4 protein-coding genes and 1 pseudogene are annotated in these 4,236 nt (G+C 69.8%); 4 read left to right on the forward strand and 1 reads right to left on the reverse strand.

Annotated elements, in window-relative coordinates; all coding sequences use genetic code 11:
- From G6027_RS02120 to G6027_RS02130, 3 genes are all read left to right on the forward strand, one after another.
- Positions 1-865: lipase family protein (locus G6027_RS02120; RefSeq protein ID WP_182634974.1), on the forward strand; the 865-nt coding region annotated here is incomplete at its 5' end.
- A 258-nt stretch (positions 866-1,123) separates the two neighbouring features.
- Positions 1,124-1,993: an alpha/beta fold hydrolase gene (locus G6027_RS02125; RefSeq protein ID WP_182634976.1), complete on the forward strand. Its 870-nt coding sequence runs from the start codon at positions 1,124-1,126 to the stop codon at positions 1,991-1,993.
- Positions 1,994-2,010: 17 nt separating this feature from the next.
- Positions 2,011-2,898, forward strand: coding sequence for a hypothetical protein (locus tag G6027_RS02130; protein ID WP_182634978.1), 888 nt, complete (start codon positions 2,011-2,013; stop codon positions 2,896-2,898).
- 13 nt (positions 2,899-2,911) lie between these two features.
- On the opposite strand, the gene G6027_RS02135 is transcribed toward G6027_RS02130, so the two are convergent.
- Entirely contained in the window at positions 2,912-3,634 is a 723-nt protein-coding gene (locus tag G6027_RS02135) for a hypothetical protein (protein WP_182634981.1), read from the reverse strand.
- Positions 3,635-4,029: 395 nt separating this feature from the next.
- On the opposite strand from G6027_RS02135, the pseudogene G6027_RS02140 reads away from it, so the two are divergent.
- A pseudogene (locus G6027_RS02140) lies at positions 4,030-4,236 on the forward strand (lipase); the annotation flags it as partial.

Genomic DNA, 4,236 nt, shown 5'->3' on the forward strand with positions numbered 1-4,236 from the left:
GGCGCACGGGACCACCGGGCTCGGCGACGACTGCGCACCGTCGACCCACCCGCGCTCGGATCGCGACGCCGAGTACCTGGGGCACTGGCTGCGGCAGGGGTACGCGGTGGTGGCCGCGGACTACGTGGGGCTCGGGACGCCGGGCCTGCTCAGCTACCTCAACGGGCAGGTCGCCGCCCGGGGGATCATCGATTCCGTCAGTGCCGCGCGGGCCGACGGGCTCCCGCTCTCCCCCACGTGGGCGCTGGTTGGCCAGTCACAGGGAGCGGGGGCCGCACTGGTCACCGCCACCCGGGCCACCGAACTGGGGGCGCCCTCGGGGCTGGATTTCCGCGGCGTCGTGGCCACCGGTGCGCCGGCCAACCTCGAACACCTCTTCCAGTGGGGCGGGCCGGGCTTCCCTCCGGTGTCACTGCCCACCGGACTCAACCTCTACGCCTTCTACATCCTCGCCGGCCTGCGTGACCAGCACCCCGAGTTCGAGCTCGACCAGTTCCTCACCCCGCGGGGCCGTCAGATGGTCGACGCCGCCGAGCACCTCTGTTACGAGGACATGCGGGCGGCGGTGGGCGATTTCCAGATCTCCCAGGCGCTTACCCGGCCGGTCAGGGACATCCCGGACGTCTTCGGCCATCTCCAGCGGTACATGGGGACCCCGGCCACCGGATACGACCGACCGGTCTTCCTGGGCCAGGGCCTGCTCGACCTGGACGTGCCCGCACCCTCCGCGCTGTCCCTCGCGGCGGAGATGACCCTGAACCGCCAACCACTCGAACTGCACGTCTATCCGGACAGGGACCACAGCGGAACGGTCTATGCGGCGACGCCGGACGCCACCGCGTTCCTGGACCGGGTCATGGACTGATCATCATTCCGCAGTTGGACACGCCGTCAACATGCCGTTCTGCATCGGGCGCGGCAGGGGCCGGTCGAAGCCACATCAACGATGTGACGAACTCCACAATCGTTATCTATTTGTCACATGAGAATTTCCGAGTAGAGTCCTCGCCATCGCCGCGCGGGGATGTTCAGGGACTCCCCGCGCGGCTGACTTGATTTCGAGGCCGCCCGCATTTCGGCCGAGGCGGCCGACTCTAGAACGTGTTCTAGTATCCTGGTTCCCATGAGCTCCCTCGACTTCGAGTCCACCAGCAGGACCCTCACCGCCGGCCGCTTCGAGCTGCACTTCCACGAGGCGGGGGAGCAGAGCGTGACGGAACCGGAGAGCACGGTCCCGGTCCTGTTCCTCCACGGCTCCGGCCCGGGCGTCACCGCGTGGTCCAACTTCTCCGGAAACCTGCCCGTCTTCGCCGAACGTTTCCACACGATCCTGCTGGACATGCCGGGCTTCGGCAGAAGCTCGGATCTCGAGTGGGAGAAGGCCTACCCCCTGATCGCCGCGGAGGCGATCGACGCGTTCTGTGAGGCCAAGGGCATCGAGAAGGTCGACATCATCGGCAACTCGATGGGTGGCAACGTCGCCTGCGAGACCGCCCTGGCCTACCCCGGCCGCGTCCGCAAGATGGCGCTCATGGGCCCCGGCGGCCTGGCGGCACCGCTGTTCACGCCCGAACCCAGTGAGGGATCGCGACGCCTGTTCGACTTCCTCGCCTCGCCCTCCGACGAGTCCATGGCCGCCTGGGTCGACACGATGGTGGGCAACAAGAAGGTCGTCTCCGACGAACTGATCCGCGCGCGCACCGAGGCCGCCACCGCCCCGGGTGCCGTCGAGCGGATGTACGCGATCTTCGGCTCGATCCTCAAGCCCGAGAACGCCTACACGCCGCTCTACGCCCGGGCCTCCCAGATCCGCCAGGAGACGCTGCTCATCTGGGGCCGCGACGACCGCATGTTGCCCTACGAGCAGGCGCACTTCGCGTTCCGGCAGCTCCCCCGGGCCGAGCTCCACGCCTTCTCGCGCTGCGGGCACTGGGCGATGATCGAGCAGAAGGACAAGTTCGAGCGCCTGGTCATCGACTTCCTGCTCAACTGACCCGCTAGCCTCGGGGCATGAGCGAGTCGCCGCAGCCCGACCAGCCCGAGCGTGACCAACCCGGCTCCGACGCGCGCGCGTCCGTGGATCCGGGCACCGGCGAGGATCTGTCCTGGAAGAGCACCCCGGTCGCGATCGTCCTGCTCGACCGTCCCGCGCCCGGCCACCGCGAGGTCGGTGACCTCCTCGCCGAGATCTTCGAGGGCTCCTACGAGGTCGATCCGGGGACGGACGACGACCCCGCGACGGGCGTGTCGGTCGAGGACGTCACGGTCGTCGCCACCCCGCTCGACCTACCCGTGGCCGACGGCGAGGCGTCCCGGTACACCGAGAACCTGGCCATCTGGAACGGCGGGGAGAGCGTGGTGGACACGCATTGCTCCCAGGTCGTCGTGGCCGCCTTCCGCCTCGGTCCGGTGGGGGACGACGGCGAGCCGGGCGAACCCGAGTACCTGGACCCCAGACTCGAGACGCTCAGGTGCGAACTCGCGGTGGCCACGGTGACCGCCGCGTTGACCGCTCTGCCCGGCGCTATCGCGGTGAGCGTCGGCGGCGCGGCCACCACCCTGCCGGCCGGCCCCTACCGCGATCTCGTCGCCGGCAACCCGCTCCCGGTGCCCGCCCTGGTCGGGGTGCGGGCGGGTATGCAGTCCGAGACCACCTCGTGCGTGTACACCAGCGGGCTCGGGCGTTTCGGCCGCCCGGACATGGAACGGCTCGACGTCGCCGGAGCCCCCGGCGCCCTCTACGGGCAGATGTGCGACCTCATCGCATACTCGCTGGGCTCGGGCACGGTGTTCCAGCCCGGCCAGGCCCTCGAGGTGGGCGGGCCGCAGCCACTGCTCACCAGCATCGAGACCTCCCCGTTCACCGGACAGCAGGTCCTGCGCCTCACGCCCGGCTGAGCGCGGACCGGCGTCACGGTCGCCGGTTGGCGGTCCGCTCCACCACCAACCGCGTGGTGGCCGCGAGTTGGAACGGCCGGACGACGGGCTCGATGCGGCTGGTCAGCCGTTCCTTCTTGAGCCTGGCGATCACGCTGCGGACCAGTTCGGGCAGAGGAGTGCCCGAGTGGTCGACCAGCGGGTAGATGCGTACCTCCGGGGCGACCCGCGCCATCTCGACGATCGCGTCGACATGATCTGCCGTGCTCATCCGGTCCGCGTAGGTGAACAGCAGGTGGGAGCACAGTACGAGGTCAGCCGAGTCGGAGGCCAGCGGGAGATCCGGCAGGGCCCCGGCGACGTACCTGCCGGGAGCCGCGTCGAGATCGGCGAGCATCAACTCGGCCGCGGTCCGGCGGACGGTTTCGTGACCGACCACGCCACCCCGGACGTCCCAGTCGTAGTCGAGATCGCGGGAGTGGAAGTGGGCGAGCGATCGGTCCAGGTCCGCCAGGACCCGCTCCCGCAGGTCGCCGCCACCGAGCGCATACTGCGGGTCCACCGCGACCGCGTCACCGCCCGAGGCGCAGATCTCCGCCACGGCACTGGCCGCCCCACCCGGGCAGTCGACTATCCGGCCGCCCAGATCGGCGTCGTCCAAGTCGAACATGTCGGTGTACTCCCCCAGCGAACGAGCGCTCACCAGGACGTCCGACTCCGACAGCGGTAGGTGGATGGTGCGGGGACTTGCGGTCACCTGGACGTTCTCCTCGATCAGGTCGGGCTCGGCCGGGCTCGGCCGCAGTGGTCTTCCGAGGCCGACCCCTGGTCCGGTGTGGACCGATTTCCCGACTGATGATCGGCCCACCCGTTCCCAGTGGGTCCGTGTCGCGCGTACTACACCGAGGCGGCGTGGGCGACGCGGATCCACTCGGGGTCGCATCGCCAGCACATGAGCACGTCGTTCTGCACGGCGCCACCGTAACAGCGACCCCCGACACCGGCCACCGATTCGATTCCGGTGAGCCGATCCCGCGGTACTGGTCCGGGCGGTGAGGTGCACCACCGTCAGGTAGGACAAACGCTATAGTTTTGTCCAGCGCGGCACGAAGGCAGAGCCGTTCCCGCAGCATCGACACCACTGGAGAACACGTGAGACCACCGTCATCCGACCGGGCGACCGCCCGACGCCTGTCCCCTCTCGCCGGGGCGCTCGCGCTCGGACTCGTCGTGGCCCTGGCTCCGGCTCTCGTGACCAGCGCGGCCCCGGAGGCTGCCGCGCAGGGGTCGTCCGACCACGGTTCGTCCAACGCCCCGGACCGGACGGCGTTCTACACCCCGCCGGCGGAGCTGCCCGCG

Origin of the sequence: Dietzia sp. SLG310A2-38A2 (assembly GCF_014145095.1) — a bacterium.
In the GTDB taxonomy this organism is placed as follows: Bacteria; Actinomycetota; Actinomycetes; order Mycobacteriales; family Mycobacteriaceae; genus Dietzia.